The sequence below is a fragment of the Tardiphaga robiniae genome, assembly GCF_013359755.1.
GTDB lineage: Bacteria > Pseudomonadota > Alphaproteobacteria > Rhizobiales > Xanthobacteraceae > Tardiphaga > Tardiphaga robiniae.
The window spans coordinates 215,653-230,429 of record NZ_JABMCJ010000079.1 but is presented as its reverse complement, the minus strand read 5'-3'; the positions used below and the strand labels follow the sequence as shown (position 1 = coordinate 230,429).

18 protein-coding genes and 1 tRNA gene are annotated in these 14,777 nt (G+C 61.8%); 12 read left to right on the top strand and 7 right to left on the bottom strand.

The features are described from left to right. The first annotated feature begins 446 nt into the window (after positions 1-446). The 3 genes from HP556_RS11930 (at position 447) to HP556_RS11920 (ending at position 1,841) form a co-directional block, all read left to right on the top strand. Entirely contained in the window at positions 447-1,277 is an 831-nt protein-coding gene (locus tag HP556_RS11930) for an arylamine N-acetyltransferase family protein (RefSeq protein ID WP_120290381.1), read from the top strand. Between the two features lie 88 nt (positions 1,278-1,365). Then, positions 1,366-1,521, top strand: coding sequence for a hypothetical protein (locus tag HP556_RS11925; protein ID WP_165826963.1), 156 nt, complete (start codon positions 1,366-1,368; stop codon positions 1,519-1,521). A gap of 77 nt (positions 1,522-1,598) precedes the next feature. After that, positions 1,599-1,841, top strand: coding sequence for a DUF2171 domain-containing protein (locus HP556_RS11920; protein ID WP_089264607.1), 243 nt, complete (start codon positions 1,599-1,601; stop codon positions 1,839-1,841). Between the two features lie 74 nt (positions 1,842-1,915). Here the strand turns inward: HP556_RS11920 and HP556_RS11915 are convergent, their stop codons facing one another. Further along, entirely contained in the window at positions 1,916-2,920 is a 1,005-nt protein-coding gene (locus tag HP556_RS11915) for a Bug family tripartite tricarboxylate transporter substrate binding protein (protein WP_175367122.1), read from the bottom strand. A 157-nt stretch (positions 2,921-3,077) separates the two neighbouring features. After that, positions 3,078-3,548, bottom strand: a complete 471-nt coding sequence (locus HP556_RS11910; RefSeq protein WP_175367121.1) for an outer membrane protein assembly factor BamE — start codon at positions 3,546-3,548, stop codon at positions 3,078-3,080. A 140-nt stretch (positions 3,549-3,688) separates the two neighbouring features. On the opposite strand from HP556_RS11910, the gene HP556_RS11905 reads away from it, so the two are divergent. From HP556_RS11905 to HP556_RS11870, 8 genes are all read left to right on the top strand, one after another. After that, a complete protein-coding gene (locus tag HP556_RS11905; protein WP_175367120.1) occupies positions 3,689-4,231 on the top strand; it encodes a ubiquinol-cytochrome C chaperone family protein in 543 nt (180 codons plus the stop codon). After that, positions 4,228-4,818 (top strand): YceD family protein, encoded by a 591-nt coding sequence (locus tag HP556_RS11900; RefSeq protein WP_093758804.1) that lies wholly within the window; start codon positions 4,228-4,230, stop codon positions 4,816-4,818. Before HP556_RS11905 ends, HP556_RS11900 begins: the two co-directional genes overlap by 4 nt. Positions 4,819-5,020: 202 nt before the next feature. Next, positions 5,021-6,082: a phosphate acyltransferase PlsX gene (gene plsX / locus HP556_RS11895; RefSeq protein WP_093759130.1), complete on the top strand. Its 1,062-nt coding sequence runs from the start codon at positions 5,021-5,023 to the stop codon at positions 6,080-6,082. Next, a complete protein-coding gene (locus HP556_RS11890; protein ID WP_068730934.1) occupies positions 6,079-7,056 on the top strand; it encodes a beta-ketoacyl-ACP synthase III in 978 nt (325 codons plus the stop codon). Before plsX ends, HP556_RS11890 begins: the two co-directional genes overlap by 4 nt. A gap of 145 nt (positions 7,057-7,201) precedes the next feature. Continuing rightward, positions 7,202-7,537 (top strand): integration host factor subunit alpha, encoded by a 336-nt coding sequence (locus HP556_RS11885; RefSeq protein WP_068730933.1) that lies wholly within the window; start codon positions 7,202-7,204, stop codon positions 7,535-7,537. 96 nt (positions 7,538-7,633) lie between these two features. Next, positions 7,634-8,449: a MerR family transcriptional regulator gene (locus HP556_RS11880; protein WP_175367119.1), complete on the top strand. Its 816-nt coding sequence runs from the start codon at positions 7,634-7,636 to the stop codon at positions 8,447-8,449. A gap of 80 nt (positions 8,450-8,529) precedes the next feature. Continuing rightward, positions 8,530-8,607: transfer RNA gene (locus HP556_RS11875), tRNA-Pro, on the top strand. A gap of 446 nt (positions 8,608-9,053) precedes the next feature. Then, the gene (locus HP556_RS11870; protein ID WP_165826964.1) at positions 9,054-9,191 is read left to right on the top strand and encodes a hypothetical protein; all 138 of its coding nucleotides are present in this window, start codon (positions 9,054-9,056) and stop codon (positions 9,189-9,191) included. 121 nt (positions 9,192-9,312) lie between these two features. Here the strand turns inward: HP556_RS11870 and HP556_RS11865 are convergent, their stop codons facing one another. Beyond that, complete coding sequence (locus tag HP556_RS11865) at positions 9,313-9,594, bottom strand: hypothetical protein (protein ID WP_175367118.1); 282 nt, start codon at positions 9,592-9,594, stop codon at positions 9,313-9,315. A gap of 346 nt (positions 9,595-9,940) precedes the next feature. Next, on the bottom strand, positions 9,941-10,111 hold the full coding sequence (locus HP556_RS11860) for a hypothetical protein (RefSeq protein ID WP_170849687.1): 171 nt from the start codon (positions 10,109-10,111) through the stop codon (positions 9,941-9,943). Positions 10,112-10,296: 185 nt separating this feature from the next. Here HP556_RS11860 and HP556_RS11855 point away from each other — a divergent pair, with 185 nt between their 5' ends. Further along, positions 10,297-10,542 (top strand): hypothetical protein, encoded by a 246-nt coding sequence (locus tag HP556_RS11855; protein ID WP_089264595.1) that lies wholly within the window; start codon positions 10,297-10,299, stop codon positions 10,540-10,542. Positions 10,543-10,606: 64 nt separating this feature from the next. Here the strand turns inward: HP556_RS11855 and HP556_RS11850 are convergent, their stop codons facing one another. The 3 genes from HP556_RS11850 to HP556_RS11840 all read right to left on the bottom strand — a co-directional run bounded on the left by HP556_RS11850 (position 10,607) and on the right by HP556_RS11840 (position 14,718). Then, positions 10,607-11,875 (bottom strand): O-antigen ligase family protein, encoded by a 1,269-nt coding sequence (locus HP556_RS11850; protein ID WP_175367117.1) that lies wholly within the window; start codon positions 11,873-11,875, stop codon positions 10,607-10,609. 62 nt (positions 11,876-11,937) lie between these two features. Next, the gene (locus HP556_RS11845; protein WP_175367116.1) at positions 11,938-13,476 is read right to left on the bottom strand and encodes an undecaprenyl-phosphate glucose phosphotransferase; all 1,539 of its coding nucleotides are present in this window, start codon (positions 13,474-13,476) and stop codon (positions 11,938-11,940) included. 108 nt (positions 13,477-13,584) lie between these two features. Continuing rightward, positions 13,585-14,718 carry a glycosyltransferase family 4 protein gene (locus HP556_RS11840; RefSeq protein ID WP_175367115.1) on the bottom strand — a complete coding sequence of 378 codons (1,134 nt, stop codon included), beginning with the start codon at positions 14,716-14,718 and terminating at the stop codon, positions 13,585-13,587. Positions 14,719-14,777 lie beyond the last annotated feature (59 nt).

Genomic DNA, 14,777 nt, shown 5'->3' with positions numbered 1-14,777 from the left:
TGCTGGCGCAGATCCGTCCTGCCCGAAGACAGACGTCACCCCCAAACCGCGTGACGCCGCATCTCCGGCGTCCACCGCATCCCACCCCGCGAACGTGACGATCGCGATCGCCCCTCTCCGTGGGGCAGGACGTTGGGGAATATAAACCTGATGGGGATGTTGTCAACGGGAGATAGGAAAAAATGTTTAGGCGCTGTCTTCCCGCCCCACACTGTCATTCCCCGGCAAACCAATTGGTTTGCCTGAGCGCGGGCGCACCTTCGCGCACGCGAACCCGGAATCTCGACATGGGAGTCTCCGACAGCGCAAAACACTTCGAGATTCCGGGCTCAGTCCGGCCCGCTGCGCGGTCCGTCCTGCCCCGGAATGACAGCTTGGGCGGTACGTTGTCGCCCGCTGCTGTCGGATGGGCTATGTCAGAGCGAGATGATGAAGAGGCAGAAATGATGACGGATGTTTTTCGGCTGGATCGCTATCTCGCGCGGATCGGCTTTGACGGATCGGTTGCGCCGGATCTGGCGACACTGACGGCCATTCATGTCGCTCACATCAATGCGCTGCCTTTCGAGGGTCTCAATCCGTTTCTCCATCTGCCGGTCAAGTTGGACATGGCGTCATTGCAGCAGAAACTCATCGATGGCCGACGTGGTGGCTATTGCTATGAGCTGAACGCGATGCTGCGGGCCGCGCTCGAGACGATCGGCTTCAAGGTCACTGGCCTCGGCGCCCGGGTGCGTTGGAATGCGCCGCCGGACAGTCCGCTTGGCCCCAGGACGCACATGCTCCTGAAGGTCGATCTTCCGGACGGACCCTATCTCGCCGATACCGGCTTTGGCGCCTGCGTACTCGATGCACCCCTGCGGCTCCTCGCGGGGACCGAGCAGCAAACGGCGATGGGGACCTATCGGCTGATCGAAGCAGATGGCCTGTTGTCGCTGAGCGCGAAGCGGGCGGACGGCTGGCGGACGATGTATGTGTTTGACCTCGCGCCGCAACTGCCGTCGGATTACGAGCTCGGCAACTGGTACACATCGACCAGTCCCTTCGTGCCCTTCACCTCGACGCTGGTGATGGAGCGCGTCAGCAACGGCCGGCGTCATAAACTGGTCAATCGCCACCTGACGACCGAGGGACGTGACGGCGAACCGGTGTCTGAACGCGTGCTCGGCAGCGCTGCGGAGTTGCAGCAGGTTCTCGACGAGACCTTCGGCGTCACGCCGCCGGCATCCGCCGACGAGATTTTCGCGGTCATCATCGCAAACGCAGGGCGCCGTTGACTGCTGCGTAATCTCTCCATTTGGACCCGATTGCAGCGAATGACGCCTTCGGCTAATTCGCCCTCGGGATCATCACGAGGACCGTCAAATGTCGCTGTCATCCGCCAAGAACTACGCGCTGCGCGCCGCCAAGTCGCAGGACCAGAAGGAGGCCACCGAGCTTTTGTCCAAGGCCATCATGGAATTGACACTGGCGATCGAGGCGCAGGACGCCAAGATCAAGAAGATGAACAAGGGCGCATGATCGCCGATCTCACCGGATCGCGATTGAACCTATTGCCCAGCCGCACGTTCAGTATTTCCCACATCAGAGGATACGACATGAGCGCGCTCAGCAAGATCAAAGAACATATGGAAGTCATCGGCGCCGACGGCGTCCATGTCGGAACGGTCGACAAGGTCGAGGGCAACCGCATCAAGCTGACCAAGAAGGACAGCGGCGAGGGCAGCCACAAGGGTCACCATCACTTTATCGATGGCGGTCTGGTCGCCGAGGTCGAGGGCGACAAGGTGCGGCTCTCGGCCAATGGCGACGTCGCCTTTGCCATGGAAGAAGAGAAGTAAGACGGAAAAACCCCGCGGTGTGAGCCGCGGGGTTTTCGTTCAGATCACTTAGATGGAGCGAGGTGAGGCGCGCCTCACTTCACCTCCATCTGCAGGCCTTCCTTGTCGATGATGGTCTTGAACTTGGCCGTCTCGGCCTCGACAAAGGTCTGGAATTGCTGAGGGGTGCCGTAGTCCGACACGGCGCCCATGGCTGCGATGGTCTTCTTGGTCGCATCCGTGCCGAGCAGAACCTTGATCTGCTCATTGAGCGAGGTCACGGCTTCGGTCGGTGTGCTCTTCGGATAGAACACGCCGAACCATGACGCCACGTCGAACTTCTCCAGCTCAGGCGCGGTCTCGCGCATCGCCGGAACGTTCGGCGCCTGCGCGTTGCGCTGCTGCGTGGTGACGGCAAGGCCGGTGAGCTTGCCGTCGAGCACCTGGGGCAGCGACGGATAGAGATTGTCGAACAGGATCTGGATATCGCCAGCGAGGGCCGCCTGCAGCGCAGGGCCTGCACCGCGGAACGGCACGTGCTGCATCTTCAAGCCGGTGAGCTGCAGCCACCACGCGCCGGTGAGATGCGGGCTCTGGCCGACGCCCGACGAACCATAGTTCAGCTTGTCCGGATTGGCCTTGATATAGGCGATCAGCTCCGGGATCGTCTTGATCGGCACGCTCGGATGCGCGCAGACGATGTTCGGAATCTTGATCATGTTGGAGACCGCCTGCAACTGATCGCTCTTGTAGGTCAGGTTCTTGAAGATGCTGTAGGCGATGGCGTTGGGGCCGGGATTGCCGACCAGGATGGTGTGGCCATCGCCCTTGAGGCGTGCGACTTCCGCCGTGCCGATGGTGCCGCCGCCGCCTGAGCGATTCTCCACCACCACTGACTGGCCCCAGACCGGCTGCAGATGCGCAGCCAGCATGCGGCCCATCACGTCGGTGGAGCCGCCGGCTGCGGCGGGCACGATGACGCGGACGGTTTCGGTGGGCTTCCATTCGCCGGCGCCGAGGCTGGCGCGCGGCAGGATCGCGGCGCTGGTGATCGCGGCCGCACCGGTGAGTACACGGCGACGGGTAACCAGATTGGTCATAGCTTCTTCCCTCGATGGTGTCGTTTTGGTTTTTGATCTTGCTGAAATCGTAGTGAGGCAGATGGTGGCGGGCAAGCCGACCTTGGCCACAGCGTAAAGAAAAGCCCCGCAGCGTGTGCTGCGGGGCTTTTGCAATTCAGCGATTTGATAGTTCCGCCTAGCGGAAGCTGATCAGCTTGAACAGCGGCGTGAGATAGCTCATCTCCTGGCCGGAGGTCGGCGTGGTGCGGCTGATGAAGTCGAAGATCTTGCCGTCCTGCAGGCCGTAATTGGCGAGCCGGATTACCTTGCGGTTCTTGTCGAAATAGATCGCGATGACGCGCTGGTCGGTGACCTTCTGCGGCATGAACGCGACGGCGCGTTCGGCGCGCTGCGAGATGTAATAGAACACTTCGCCCGATAGCGTGGCGACGGTGGAGGGCGTGCCCATCACGATCAGGACCTGATCCTGGCTGGCGCCGATCGGGATCTGCTCCAGCGCGCCGGGGGGCAGGATGTAGCCCTTCTGGAATTGCTCGGCGCAGGCGCCCAGCGTGACGCACAGGGCCGCGACCGCGAGTGCGGCGCGCATGCCGCGCCAGCCACGCGTCGGCCGCGCCTTCGCGCTGATGGAGGTCGAAATTGTCATAGCGGAGGGGGTCCCATCCTCTTGATTCTCGGGAAGGCCTTGCTTCCGAAAGACTTGCATCCCGGAAGGCGTTGACGTACCGGGCAGAACCTCTGAATGCAACATGCGCGTGCCCGAGGGGCCCGCCTGAGGAACCCAAGATGGTCTGGCCGTTCAGTCACTTCAGAAAGCCCCCGGCGCCGTTGCGCGGCACCATCGAAGCCATCTATGGCATGATCGTGGCGCAGGCGCGAGAACCCTTGTTTTATCGGGACTTGGGAGCACCGGATACGGTAAACGGGCGTTTCGATATGTTGCTGCTGCACCTGTGGCTGGTGCTGCGCCGGATAAGTCCGAAGGATGAGTTGTCGCAGGGACTTTTCGACAGGTTCTGCAGCGATATGGACGATAACCTGCGCGAACTCGGCACCAGCGACATGAAGGTGCCGAAGAAAATGCGGGAATTCGGCGATGCGTTTTACGGCCGGACAGGCGCCTATGACGCAGCGCTTGGCGCGGGCAGGGAGCCTCTGGCGGCGGCGCTGTCGAAGAATATCTATAATGGCATGGACATCGAGAACGCCCGGCGTCTCGCTGTTTATGTCGAAGCGGCGAATGCCCGTCTGGGCACGCTGGATGCAACGACACTGACATCAGGCGCGTGGCATTTCCCGTCGCCTGCGGAGACCTTGGTAACGACATGAACAAACCCGACCGCACCGTGGATCTCACGCCGCCCTGGAGCGTGCCCATCGCCGTGATCCAGATCCCGGAAACGGGGCTGGCGCGCGACATCGAGGCCACGCCCGAGGAGCGCAAGCGGATCGCCGAACTCGGCGGCCTCGTCAGCGTGGGCGCCGTGAAAGGCGAACTCCTGCTGAGCCCCGTCAAGGGCGGTACGGTGCATGTCACCGGTCGCATCTGGGGCAAGGTCGAGCAGACTTGCGTGGTGACGCTGGACCCGTTGGCCGCCGATTTCGAGGAAGAGATCGACGTGATTTTCGCGCCGCCATCGCAGATTCGCGAACTCGCCGAATCGGTGGACGAGGACGTTGAGAGTGACGAGGAGACCCCGGATCCGCCGGAGCCGATCGAAAACGGCTTTATCGACCTCGGCAAACTGGCGACCGACGCGCTGTTTCTGGGGCTGGACCCGTATCCCCGTAAGCCCGATGCCGTGTTCGAGCCGGTGGTCGAGGTTCCGGACCCGGAAGAGCACCCGTTTGCGGCCCTGAAAGCGCTGAAAACCGCCCCTGAGACGCCCAAATCCAAAAAGCCCGGGAAGGGCTGAGACCGAGGTCCGATTCCACGCCCCGTGCGGCTGGCGGGACAAAAGCGCCCGGTCAAGATGTTGTATCGGGTCACGGAAACGCTATTGTCCCCGGCCGAAATCGGGTTAATGCCATAACTTCGCCGTCTGCTGCCAAATGCGGCAGACTTCGTCCGCGGCCACGAGCGTCACAGGCCGCAAGAGACAGGTTTCCGGAACGTCCATGCCGAAAAAGGTTCGCATCGCGCTAGACGCCATGGGTGGCGACATCGGCGCATCGGTGGTCATTCCCGGCGCCGCGATTTCGTTGACCCGGCATCCCGACAGCGAGTTCCTGCTGTTCGGTGACAGCGCGCTGATCGAGAAAGAACTCGCCAATCATCCGGCACTGAAGGCCGTATCGAAGGTGATCCATACCGACGTTGCCGTCAGCATGCATGACAAGCCAAGCCAGGCGCTGCGCCGTGGCCGCAAGGTCTCGTCGATGTGGCTGGCGATCGAGGCGGTGAAGAAGGGCGAGGCCGATGTCGCGATCTCCGCCGGCAATACCGGCGCGCTGATGGCGATGGCGCGCTTTTGCCTGCGCATGCTCGACGGTATCGAGCGTCCCGGCCTGGCCGCGATCTGGCCGACCACGCGCGGCGATTCCGTCGTGCTCGATCTCGGCGCCACCATCGGCGGCGACGCCAACCACCTGAAGACTCTCGCTGTCATGGGCAGCGCCATGGCCAGCGCGCTGTTCGATCTGGCCCGGCCGACGGTCGGTCTGCTCAATATCGGCGTCGAGGAAATCAAGGGCGGCGACGAAATCCGCGATGCCGCCGAACTGCTGCGCACCGCCAATCTGCCGCAGCTCGAATTCATCGGTTTCGTCGAGGGCGACGGCATCGGCCGCGGCGATGCCGACGTGATCGTCACCGAAGGCTTCAGCGGCAATATCGCGCTCAAGGCGGCTGAGGGCACCGCGCGGCAGTTTGCCGAATATCTGCGCAATGCCATGGCCCGCACCTGGCGCTCGCGCATCGGCTACCTGTTCGCCAAGAACGCCTTCAAGGCGGTGCGCGACAAGGTCGATCCGAACAAGTCCAACGGCGCGGTGTTTCTCGGCCTGCGCGGCATCGTGGTGAAGAGCCACGGTGGCACCAATGCCGACGGTTTCGCCTATGCGGTGGATGTCGGTTACGACATGGTCCGCTACGACCTTCTCACCAAGATCAATCAAATGCTCAACCGCGACGGCCAAGCGCTCCCTGCGAGCCCGGCTGCGCAGGAGGCTGTCTCGTGACTGCGATACGTTCGGTCGTGCTCGGCTGCGGCTCTTACCTGCCGGAGCGGATCCTGACCAATGCCGAACTGGCATCCAAGGTCGACACATCGGACGAGTGGATCGTCCAGCGCACCGGTATCAAGCAGCGCCACATCGCTGCGGACGGCGAGTTCACCTCGCATCTGGCGATCAAGGCCGCGCAGGCGGCGCTGGCCAATGCCGGCGTCGATGCGCAGTCCATCGACCTGATCGTGCTGGCGACCTCGACCCCGGACAATACATTCCCGGCGACGGCCGTTGCGGTGCAGAACGCGCTCGGTATTACCCATGGCGCGGCGTTCGACCTGCAGGCGGTGTGTTCCGGCTTTATCTTTGGATTGACCACCGCCGACAGCCTGTTGCGCACCGGCGCCGGCAAGCGCGCGCTGGTGATCGGCGCAGAGACTTTCTCGCGCATTCTCGACTGGACCGATCGCGGAACCTGCGTGCTGTTCGGCGATGGTGCCGGTGCAGTGGTGCTGGAAGCACAGACCCAGCCCGGCGAAGCCAGCGATCGCGGCGTGCTGACCACGCATCTGCGCTCGGACGGCCGGCACAAGGAAAAGCTGTTCGTCGATGGCGGCCCGTCCTCGACGCAGACAGTGGGTTACCTGCGCATGGAAGGCCGCGAGGTCTTCAAACATGCGGTGGGCATGATCACCGACGTGATCGTCGATGCGTTCAAAGCCACCGGCGCCAGCGCCGAGACCATCGACTGGTTCGTGCCGCATCAGGCCAACAAGCGCATTATCGATGCGTCCGCGCATAAACTGCATATTGCACCGCAAAAGGTGGTGCTGACCGTGGACCTTCACGGCAACACGTCGGCGGCGTCGATTCCGCTCGCACTATCGGTGGCGGTCAACGACGGCCGCATCAAGAAGGGCGACCTCGTCTTGCTCGAAGCCATGGGCGGCGGCTTCACCTGGGGCTCTGCACTCATTCGCTGGTGATGCGCCGGTGATGATGCAGATCGACAACATCTCAAATTGTCATGATTTTCCATGCCTTTGCATCGATGGTGACTGTTGACCGGAGCGCGTTAACCTCCTAATTTCTGACGCGAATTTGGTTCGCCGAGAGTAGTTGGGGCAGGCGATGACGGGCACGGGAAAAACAGTCACACGCGTTGATCTGTGCGAAGCGGTCTACCAAAAGGTAGGTCTCTCGCGCACGGAGTCGTCCGCGTTTGTTGAACTGGTTTTGAAAGAAATTACGGATTGTCTGGAGAAGGGCGAGACAGTGAAGCTGTCCTCGTTCGGCTCCTTCATGGTGCGCAAAAAAGGCGAGCGCATCGGCCGCAATCCGAAGACGGGCACAGAAGTACCGATCTCGCCGCGGCGAGTGATGGTATTCAAGCCGTCGGCGATCCTGAAACAGCGGATCAACGGCGACAGTACCGCAGTTGGCAACGGTAAAGATCACGACGACTAGCGTTTGTTTTGACGCGTTTTCTTCACGCGAACCGGTAGCCACTTCGCTTGAAAACGCTTTTGGTGAACCACAGGGCGAACCACAGGGATCCTGCACTTGGACAAAGCGCCGGATGCGTTTCGAACCATAAGCGAGGTCGCTGACGATCTCGATATACCGCAGCATGTTCTGCGGTTCTGGGAAACGCGGTTCACTCAAATCAAACCGATGAAGCGATCCGGCGGCCGGCGATACTATCGTCCGGACGATGTCGATCTGCTGCGCGGCATCCGCCGGTTGCTCTACGGCGAAGGTTATACCATCCGCGGCGTGCAACGAATCCTGAAAGAGAACGGCATCAAGTCGGTGCAGGGGCTGGTCGATGGCCACGCTGCGCCGAGCTTCGCGCCGACGTCTGCCGCCATCGCGCCGCGCGTCCAGGCGAAGCGTCCCGTGATCGAAGAGGATCACGAGGAAGAAGAGGCCGAGGACGAGGCTGAACGCGACGAGGAGATCGAGGAAGAGGCCGAAGACGAGGCTGACGCCGAAGGCGCCGAGGACGAGGAAGAAGAAGAGGGCGACGAAGACGACGGCGAAGATGGCGAGGACGAAGAGGCTGAGGAAGAAGACGAGGAGGAGGCTGCTGCCGCTCCCGTCGCCGCCCGCCGCGAACCTCCGATGACATCGACGTCGCCGCGCGTGGATCCACAGCTGCAGCGGCCGCCGTCGCGGGCAAACCCCGTATTGGCAAATCCTGTTGCGGGGCGGCCCGAACCGGCAATGTCGGCTCCGACGCAGAGCGCAAGACCGGCTGCGGCCCCGAGCCCAAGGCCGAACCCGCAGCGCCGGCTGGAACGCGAACGGCTCGAAGCTGTGCTCGAGGAGCTGCTGGCGGCGCGCCGGGCGCTCGATACGGCGATGAAGGACGGCTAGCCACCGCCCCACAACCAATCCGTTTCAATCCGCTCAGCCTTCTTGCGCCTCGGACGGATCGAAGCTACACGATGCCCCATCGGAGCGTAGCGCAGCCCGGTTAGCGCACTAGTCTGGGAGACTAGGGGTCGGAGGTTCGAATCCTCTCGCTCCGACCATTTTTCCAAATCATTTCAAGACATTAGTAGTCTCGCACGCGAGCGGTGCCGCCTGAATAGGGTGGCCTCGATCAAGCGCCCGCGACGCCAGCCTTACGATTTCGGTTCGACGAAATCACCGTGAATCACGTCGTCTTTCCGTCCGGCGAACCAGAGAAGCCCGACATAGGCCGCTGCACAAATAAGGAAGCCGAGGACAATAATCTCTAACATAATATCTACTCTACGCTGAAAACATGAGACTTCTCCCGGCTCCGGGTTCCGTCAATTGCCCCGGCCGCACTCCTTAATGAATCCTTGCCGTCGTGACCCTTTGGCCACAGATGCCGGTGACCACGAATCCGATGTCGCCTAAGGGCGGCCAGGCAGGTGGCGCCGACATGTCTTTTTTGCGCCAATGGAACTCTTGGTCATCGGGCCGATTATCCTGAAAACAGGAGGCTCGCATGGCAAGTCACTGGCATACCGCAGATGGTCCGTCGGAGATCCGGCATGACGATGATATCGGCTACTACGGTGGTTGGACTATCAGCGGGTTAGCGGTGGTTGCGACCATCACGGCCGTTTGGCTGTTTGGTATCTAGCCCACTGCGTAACTGAAGCCCTTGCGGCAACGCAGCAGCGATGCGAGCGAATGCTGGATGATGGTGACGAAAAAGGCCCGGAGCATATGCTCCGGGCCTTCGTCAATTCAATCAGCCGCGTTTAGTAGTAGCCGTAGCTGCGATAGTAGCGGCGACCGCCATAGTAGCCGTCGCCGTAACCGTAGCGCGGACCATAGGCATAACGCGGGCCGTAATGGCGCGGGCCATAACCATATCCGTAACCGGGGCCGTAAGCACCATAGGCACCGGCCGCCAATGCGCCGGCTGCAATGCCGAGTCCGATCGCCGCGCCGCGGCCGCCACGGGCCTCTGCCGGTTTCGATGCGATCGACGCCGCGCCGACGGCAGCGACAGTGGCAAGAATAAGTGCTGTCTTCTTCATGCTGCTTCTCCTTCGTATCGAGAAGTCAACGTGTCGGTGTTTTGAAGGTTCAGTTCCAATTCATGGCATATCGGCTACAAATTTTGCCGCGATGGGGGAACGAATAATATGGCGTGATCAGCGAGCGGCGTTCCGCTTTACGCGTTGCAACCGAAAGCGAGATGCGCGTGCAGCGTCGATCATCTCGCAGCTCATGGTGGGTCGAGAAAAGATAATGGCCCGGAGCGAACTCCGAGCCATCAAACGCAGACGTACATCCGGTCTGCGCTTCCTTGACTCCACAGTGAGTCGAGAAGGTTAATAAATGTCTAACGTCGATGCGTGACGACATGATGACCGATCGCGGTCATCCCGTCGGGCCTTCGACTTCCTTGTGATCCTTGTCAGGCAAGACGCCGCTGCCGGGCGTCTTGTTCTCGTCGGTCAGTTCCGGCTTGTCGTGCGGGCCGGCCGGCGGAATTTTCTGATCGGGCTTCGGCTGTTTGTCGAATGCGCGGTTCTTTGCTTGCTGTGTCATGCGAAGAGAACAGCTCAGTTCCTCGCGTGTTCCCTTTGATGATGGATGTCCATCGCAAATCACAAGAGAATCTGGCACGGCTCGAACATGCGCGGGTCCTTTGTCGATGTGCTTCATTTCGTGCGGAACCTTCCGGGCGGTAATGGCTTGTCCCGCGATACTTTTAAAGGAAGGAATAAATTGTCATGATCAAGAAACTGGCTTTGCTGGCGGCTGCGGCCGTTCTCTATGTCGCAGCACCTGCAGGCCCCGCGTCTGCGCAGGGCATCAATGTGCAGATCGGCGGCGGTGGTTATCACCATCAGGATCGTGGCTATCATCGCGGTCATGGCTATCGGCAGAGCCGCGCCTATGTGCGCCGCGACTACGGGCACCGCCATCACGGCTGGGATCGCCGGGGTTCGCGCACCAAGACTGTGATCGTTCGCTAACAGCAATCGGTCGTCTTGACAAAGCAGCCTCGCGCAAGCGGGGCTGTTTTCGTTTATGAGCTTGTCAGACGCTGCCTGGCTGTCCGGACGCCGCACGCAATTGCGCCGTTGCCATGTATTGCTGCGTGGCGACGAACATGCCCCACATGATTCCGAGCATCATCCAGAAATGGCGCCAGTGGTCGGTGTCGATGATGAAGGCTTCACCGACTGTCCCGAGATAGGCTGCGAACACCGCGAGATAAGCACGCTGCCATGGCACGCGGACGAAGATGTAGCGGAAGCCGAGCAAAGCGGTGATGAACACCAGCGCGGGATAGCATACGCCGGAGATCCAGCCGCCGGACATGAAGGCGTTGAGATAGGAGTTGTGGGTGTCTTCCGGAAAGAAGCGCGTGAATTGCAGCGGGCCGATTCCGAAGGGCAGATCGAGCGCCATCTGCGCGCCCAGCACATGTCGGCCGAAACGACCGAAGCGACCTTCGTCATATTTCTGATCGAACGAGGCGCGCTGCTTGAACATGTCGGCGATGAAGTCGAACTGCAGCAGGATCACGATCACCAGCGCCACGACGGCGACGGCGGCCAGCGCCATGATGATGATGCGCGAGCGCTGTTTGTTGGATTGGCTGGTCAGCACCATCAGCATCAGCATGAAGGCCGAGGTGATCGCCAGCAGGCCCCAGGCGGCGCGGGAGAAAGCGAGCAGGACGGCGAGCGCAATGATGCCGAGCGCAATGGCGCTGCGGAGCGAGCGACCGAAACCGTCGCTGACGACGCTCTGCAGGCAGAACAGCGCCGGCAGCACCAGGAAGGCGCCGAGCACGTTGGGATCCTTGAACGTGCCGGCGGCGCGGCCGTAGAGCGTGAACATCTCCGCGCCGGGGATCAGATGCAGATAGCCGAGGATGCCGGCCAGCGATGCCACCAGTGCGCCGACGATCAGGCCGCGGCGCAGCAGATCGATGCGCGCCAGCGTGTCCTCGGACATCACAAGGGCGACGAAGATCGCCATGATGGCCATGTACCAGGAGGTCAGGATCCAGTTCACGATTGGCGCCTTGTCGAGCAGATAGGCGGCGCAGATCGTGTAGCCGAGATTGACCAGGAACAGCATGAGCAGCAGCGGCATGAACACCAGCCGCATGCGCAGGCCCGACGCGAAGAACACCACCATCGCCGTGAGGGTGGCGATCTCGAAAGGGCTCGGCTCGATGAAGACGATGGCGCCGCCAAAACCCATCGCCCACAGCAGCGCGCGCTGCAGCGTCACCACGGCGGGAGGCGCCGCGGGCGAGGCGATGTAATGATCGGCAGTGGCGTGAGTGCTCATGGCGGCATCACTCTACGCAGGCAGGGTTGACGAGTGGTGTAAGGCAGAGGCTGAGGCCTGCCTCAATACGCGTTCTCGTTCTTCGTCAGCATTGAAACCGGTGTTTTCAGCATGATGTAGACGTCGAACAGCACTGACCAGTTCTCGATGTAGTAGAGATCGAATTCGACGCGCTTCTGCAGTTTCTCCTCGCTGTCGACTTCGCCGCGCCAGCCATTGACCTGCGCCCAGCCGGTGATGCCGGGCTTGACGCGGTGGCGAGCGAAATAACCGTCGACGGCCTCGTCCAGCAGCTGGCTCTGCACCCTCTGCTGAACAGCGTGGGGGCGGGGGCCGACCAGCGACAGGTTGTTCTTGAACACCACGTTGAAGAGCTGCGGCAATTCGTCGATGGAGGATTTGCGGATGAAGCGGCCGACGCGGGTGACGCGCTTGTCGCCCTTGGTCACGACGGTCTTGGCCAGCGGGTCAGCCTGGTCGTGATACAGCGAGCGGAACTTGAACACGTCGATGCGCTCGTTGTTGAAGCCGAAGCGCTTCTGCCGGAACAGCACCGGGCCGGGGCTGTCGAGCTTGATGGCGATGGCCACCAGCGCCATGAAGGGCAGTGCGGCGATCAGGATCAGGCCGCCGACGATATGGTCGAACAGCCACTTCATCACCAGATCCCAGTCGGTGATCGGCGCCTCGAACACGTCGAGGGTGGGCACCTTGCCGAGATAGGAATAGGAGCGCGGGCGGAAGCGCAGCTTGTTGGTATGCGCCGACAGGCGGATATCCACCGGCAGCACCCACAGCTTCTTCAGCATTTCCAGAATGCGCGTCTCGGCCGAAATCGGCAGCGCGAACAGCACGAGATCGACGCGGGTACGCCGCGCGAATTCGATGATGTCATCGACCTTGCCGAGCTTCGGCGCGCCGGAGATCGTGTCCATCGAGCGCTTGTCGTTACGGTCGTCGAACACGCCGAGGATCTGGATATCGGAATCTTCCTGGGTATTGAGATCCCTGATCAGCGCCTCGCCATTGGAATCGGCGCCGACAATGATGGTGCGGCGGTCGAGCCGCCCCTGATGTGCCCAGCGTTTGATCAGCGCACGCACAACCGCACGTTCCGCGATCAGGGCGACGAGGCCGACGAAGAAGAACGAGGACAGCCAGACACGCGACACCGCGCCGCCGACCTTGGCGAAGAACGAGACGCCGATGAACAGCAGGAACACGAAGGCCCATGCCGACATCATGCGCGTGAGCTGCTTGATGTGGCCGCGGAAGACCTGCACCTGATAGATGTCGGCAGATTGGAAACACACCACGGCAGCCGCCGCCATCGCGACGATCGCAGCGAAGTATTCCCATCTGAAGCCAGCTTCTGGCGCGACATAGAGCAGGTTGAGCGCAATGCCGATGATGCTGAGCATCAGGAAATCGACGACGCGCACGACGCCGGTGATCACGACCGGAGAATAGGCGGCGCGCACCTTCTGATCGGCGACGGCGAGTGCCGCGGGCGTCAGTCTGCGGCGACGTTCGAACCGGCGTTCGCCGGGCGCGTCCGTCGCGGCCGCGTCGATCATTGAACGTGCGTTGATCGGGTCCAAGGTGAAATGTCCGTTGTTGCGCTGGCATGCGATGTCGCACGTCAAGCCTACCGCTTTTCGTGAGAATTACCGGACAAATCGGAAGATTTGGTTACAGGTTAAGGAGAGTTAACGTTTCGCAAATGCGCTGCGATAGCCTTCGATGACCCCCTCGACCATCGCATCCTGCGAGAAATGTTCCGCGATGCGCTCACGGAGCAATTGTGCACGTGCGCGCGCAGCGGCGATGTCATCGAGAGCAGTTTTGATCGCCGCGGCCATGGCGTCGACATTGTTCGATTGGAACAAAGCGGAGGTGTGAGATCCGAAGATTTCCGGAATGCCGCCGACATTAGCTGCGATCATCGGAACGCCCGCAGCGGCGGCCTCGATCACGACATAGGGCATCGAGTCGCCGCGCGATGGAACCACCAGCAGGCGTCCTTTCGAAAAGCCGTAACGCGGTTCGACGTGACCGATGAAGCGTACGGCGTCGGTGAGGCCGAGGCGCTGGATCTGCGCCTTCAATGCGTTGGTCTCTTCGCCGTCGCCGCCCAGCGTCAGGGTAACGGGCTGTCCGTCCGCCCGCAGGCGCGCGACGGCATCGATCAGCAGATCCGCGCCCTTGATCCGGCGGAACTCGCCGACATAGCAGATATCAGTGGCGTCATCGGCGGGGTCGATGGGGTCGAATTCGCCCGATGTCACGCCGTTGAACACGCATTTCACGAGGCCTGACGGCGTGCCGATCATGCGCTGATAGGTATCGCGGGCGAAGGCGCTCTCGAACAGGAACAGCTCGGTGCGGTTCATCAGCGCGCGTTCGAGGCGGCTGTAGAAGGCGCCTTTCGCGGTGTTCTGCGGATAATGCAGCGAACCGCCATGCGGCGTGTAGATGCGGATGACGTTGTTCGACTTTGCCTTCAGGCGCACGAAGGCGCCGGCCTTGGCGCCATGGCCGTGCAACACGTCGGGCTTCAGCCGGCTGACAAGGCGCATGAACTGCATCCAGACCAGCACGTCGCCCGGATGTGGCTCGCGGTGGATCGGCAGGCGATAGGTGCCCAGCTTCAGGCGCGGGGCGATCTCGGCCAGTGCATCGCGGGCGCGGTCGCCACCGGTGAGGCTGTCGGCGACGATGCCGACTTCATGGCCGCGATCGGCCTGGCCGTTGGCGACATCGATGATGTGGCGAAAGATGCCGCCGACCGGCGCGCGGACAGCGTGCAGGATGCGAAGCGGCTTGTCCGAAGGTGAGCTCATGATCAGAATCGGCATTCGCTGACGAGGAGGGCGTCGCCGGGAGCTGGAACGCACATCGG

What these genes read in the sequence shown, in the direction of transcription:
- HP556_RS11930 (WP_120290381.1), top strand. Translation starts at nt 447, where the DNA reads ATGACGGATGTTTTTCGGCTGGATCGCTATCTCGCGCGGATCGGCTTT.
- HP556_RS11925 (WP_165826963.1), top strand. Translation starts at nt 1,366, where the DNA reads ATGTCGCTGTCATCCGCCAAGAACTACGCGCTGCGCGCCGCCAAGTCG.
- HP556_RS11920 (WP_089264607.1), top strand. Translation starts at nt 1,599, where the DNA reads ATGAGCGCGCTCAGCAAGATCAAAGAACATATGGAAGTCATCGGCGCC.
- HP556_RS11915 (WP_175367122.1), bottom strand. Translation starts at nt 2,920, where the DNA reads ATGACCAATCTGGTTACCCGTCGCCGTGTACTCACCGGTGCGGCCGCG.
- HP556_RS11910 (WP_175367121.1), bottom strand. Translation starts at nt 3,548, where the DNA reads ATGACAATTTCGACCTCCATCAGCGCGAAGGCGCGGCCGACGCGTGGC.
- HP556_RS11905 (WP_175367120.1), top strand. Translation starts at nt 3,689, where the DNA reads ATGGTCTGGCCGTTCAGTCACTTCAGAAAGCCCCCGGCGCCGTTGCGC.
- HP556_RS11900 (WP_093758804.1), top strand. Translation starts at nt 4,228, where the DNA reads ATGAACAAACCCGACCGCACCGTGGATCTCACGCCGCCCTGGAGCGTG.
- plsX (WP_093759130.1), top strand. Translation starts at nt 5,021, where the DNA reads ATGCCGAAAAAGGTTCGCATCGCGCTAGACGCCATGGGTGGCGACATC.
- HP556_RS11885 (WP_068730933.1), top strand. Translation starts at nt 7,202, where the DNA reads ATGACGGGCACGGGAAAAACAGTCACACGCGTTGATCTGTGCGAAGCG.
- HP556_RS11870 (WP_165826964.1), top strand. Translation starts at nt 9,054, where the DNA reads ATGGCAAGTCACTGGCATACCGCAGATGGTCCGTCGGAGATCCGGCAT.
- HP556_RS11865 (WP_175367118.1), bottom strand. Translation starts at nt 9,594, where the DNA reads ATGAAGAAGACAGCACTTATTCTTGCCACTGTCGCTGCCGTCGGCGCG.
- HP556_RS11860 (WP_170849687.1), bottom strand. Translation starts at nt 10,111, where the DNA reads ATGACACAGCAAGCAAAGAACCGCGCATTCGACAAACAGCCGAAGCCC.
- HP556_RS11855 (WP_089264595.1), top strand. Translation starts at nt 10,297, where the DNA reads ATGATCAAGAAACTGGCTTTGCTGGCGGCTGCGGCCGTTCTCTATGTC.
- HP556_RS11850 (WP_175367117.1), bottom strand. Translation starts at nt 11,875, where the DNA reads ATGAGCACTCACGCCACTGCCGATCATTACATCGCCTCGCCCGCGGCG.
- HP556_RS11840 (WP_175367115.1), bottom strand. Translation starts at nt 14,718, where the DNA reads ATGAGCTCACCTTCGGACAAGCCGCTTCGCATCCTGCACGCTGTCCGC.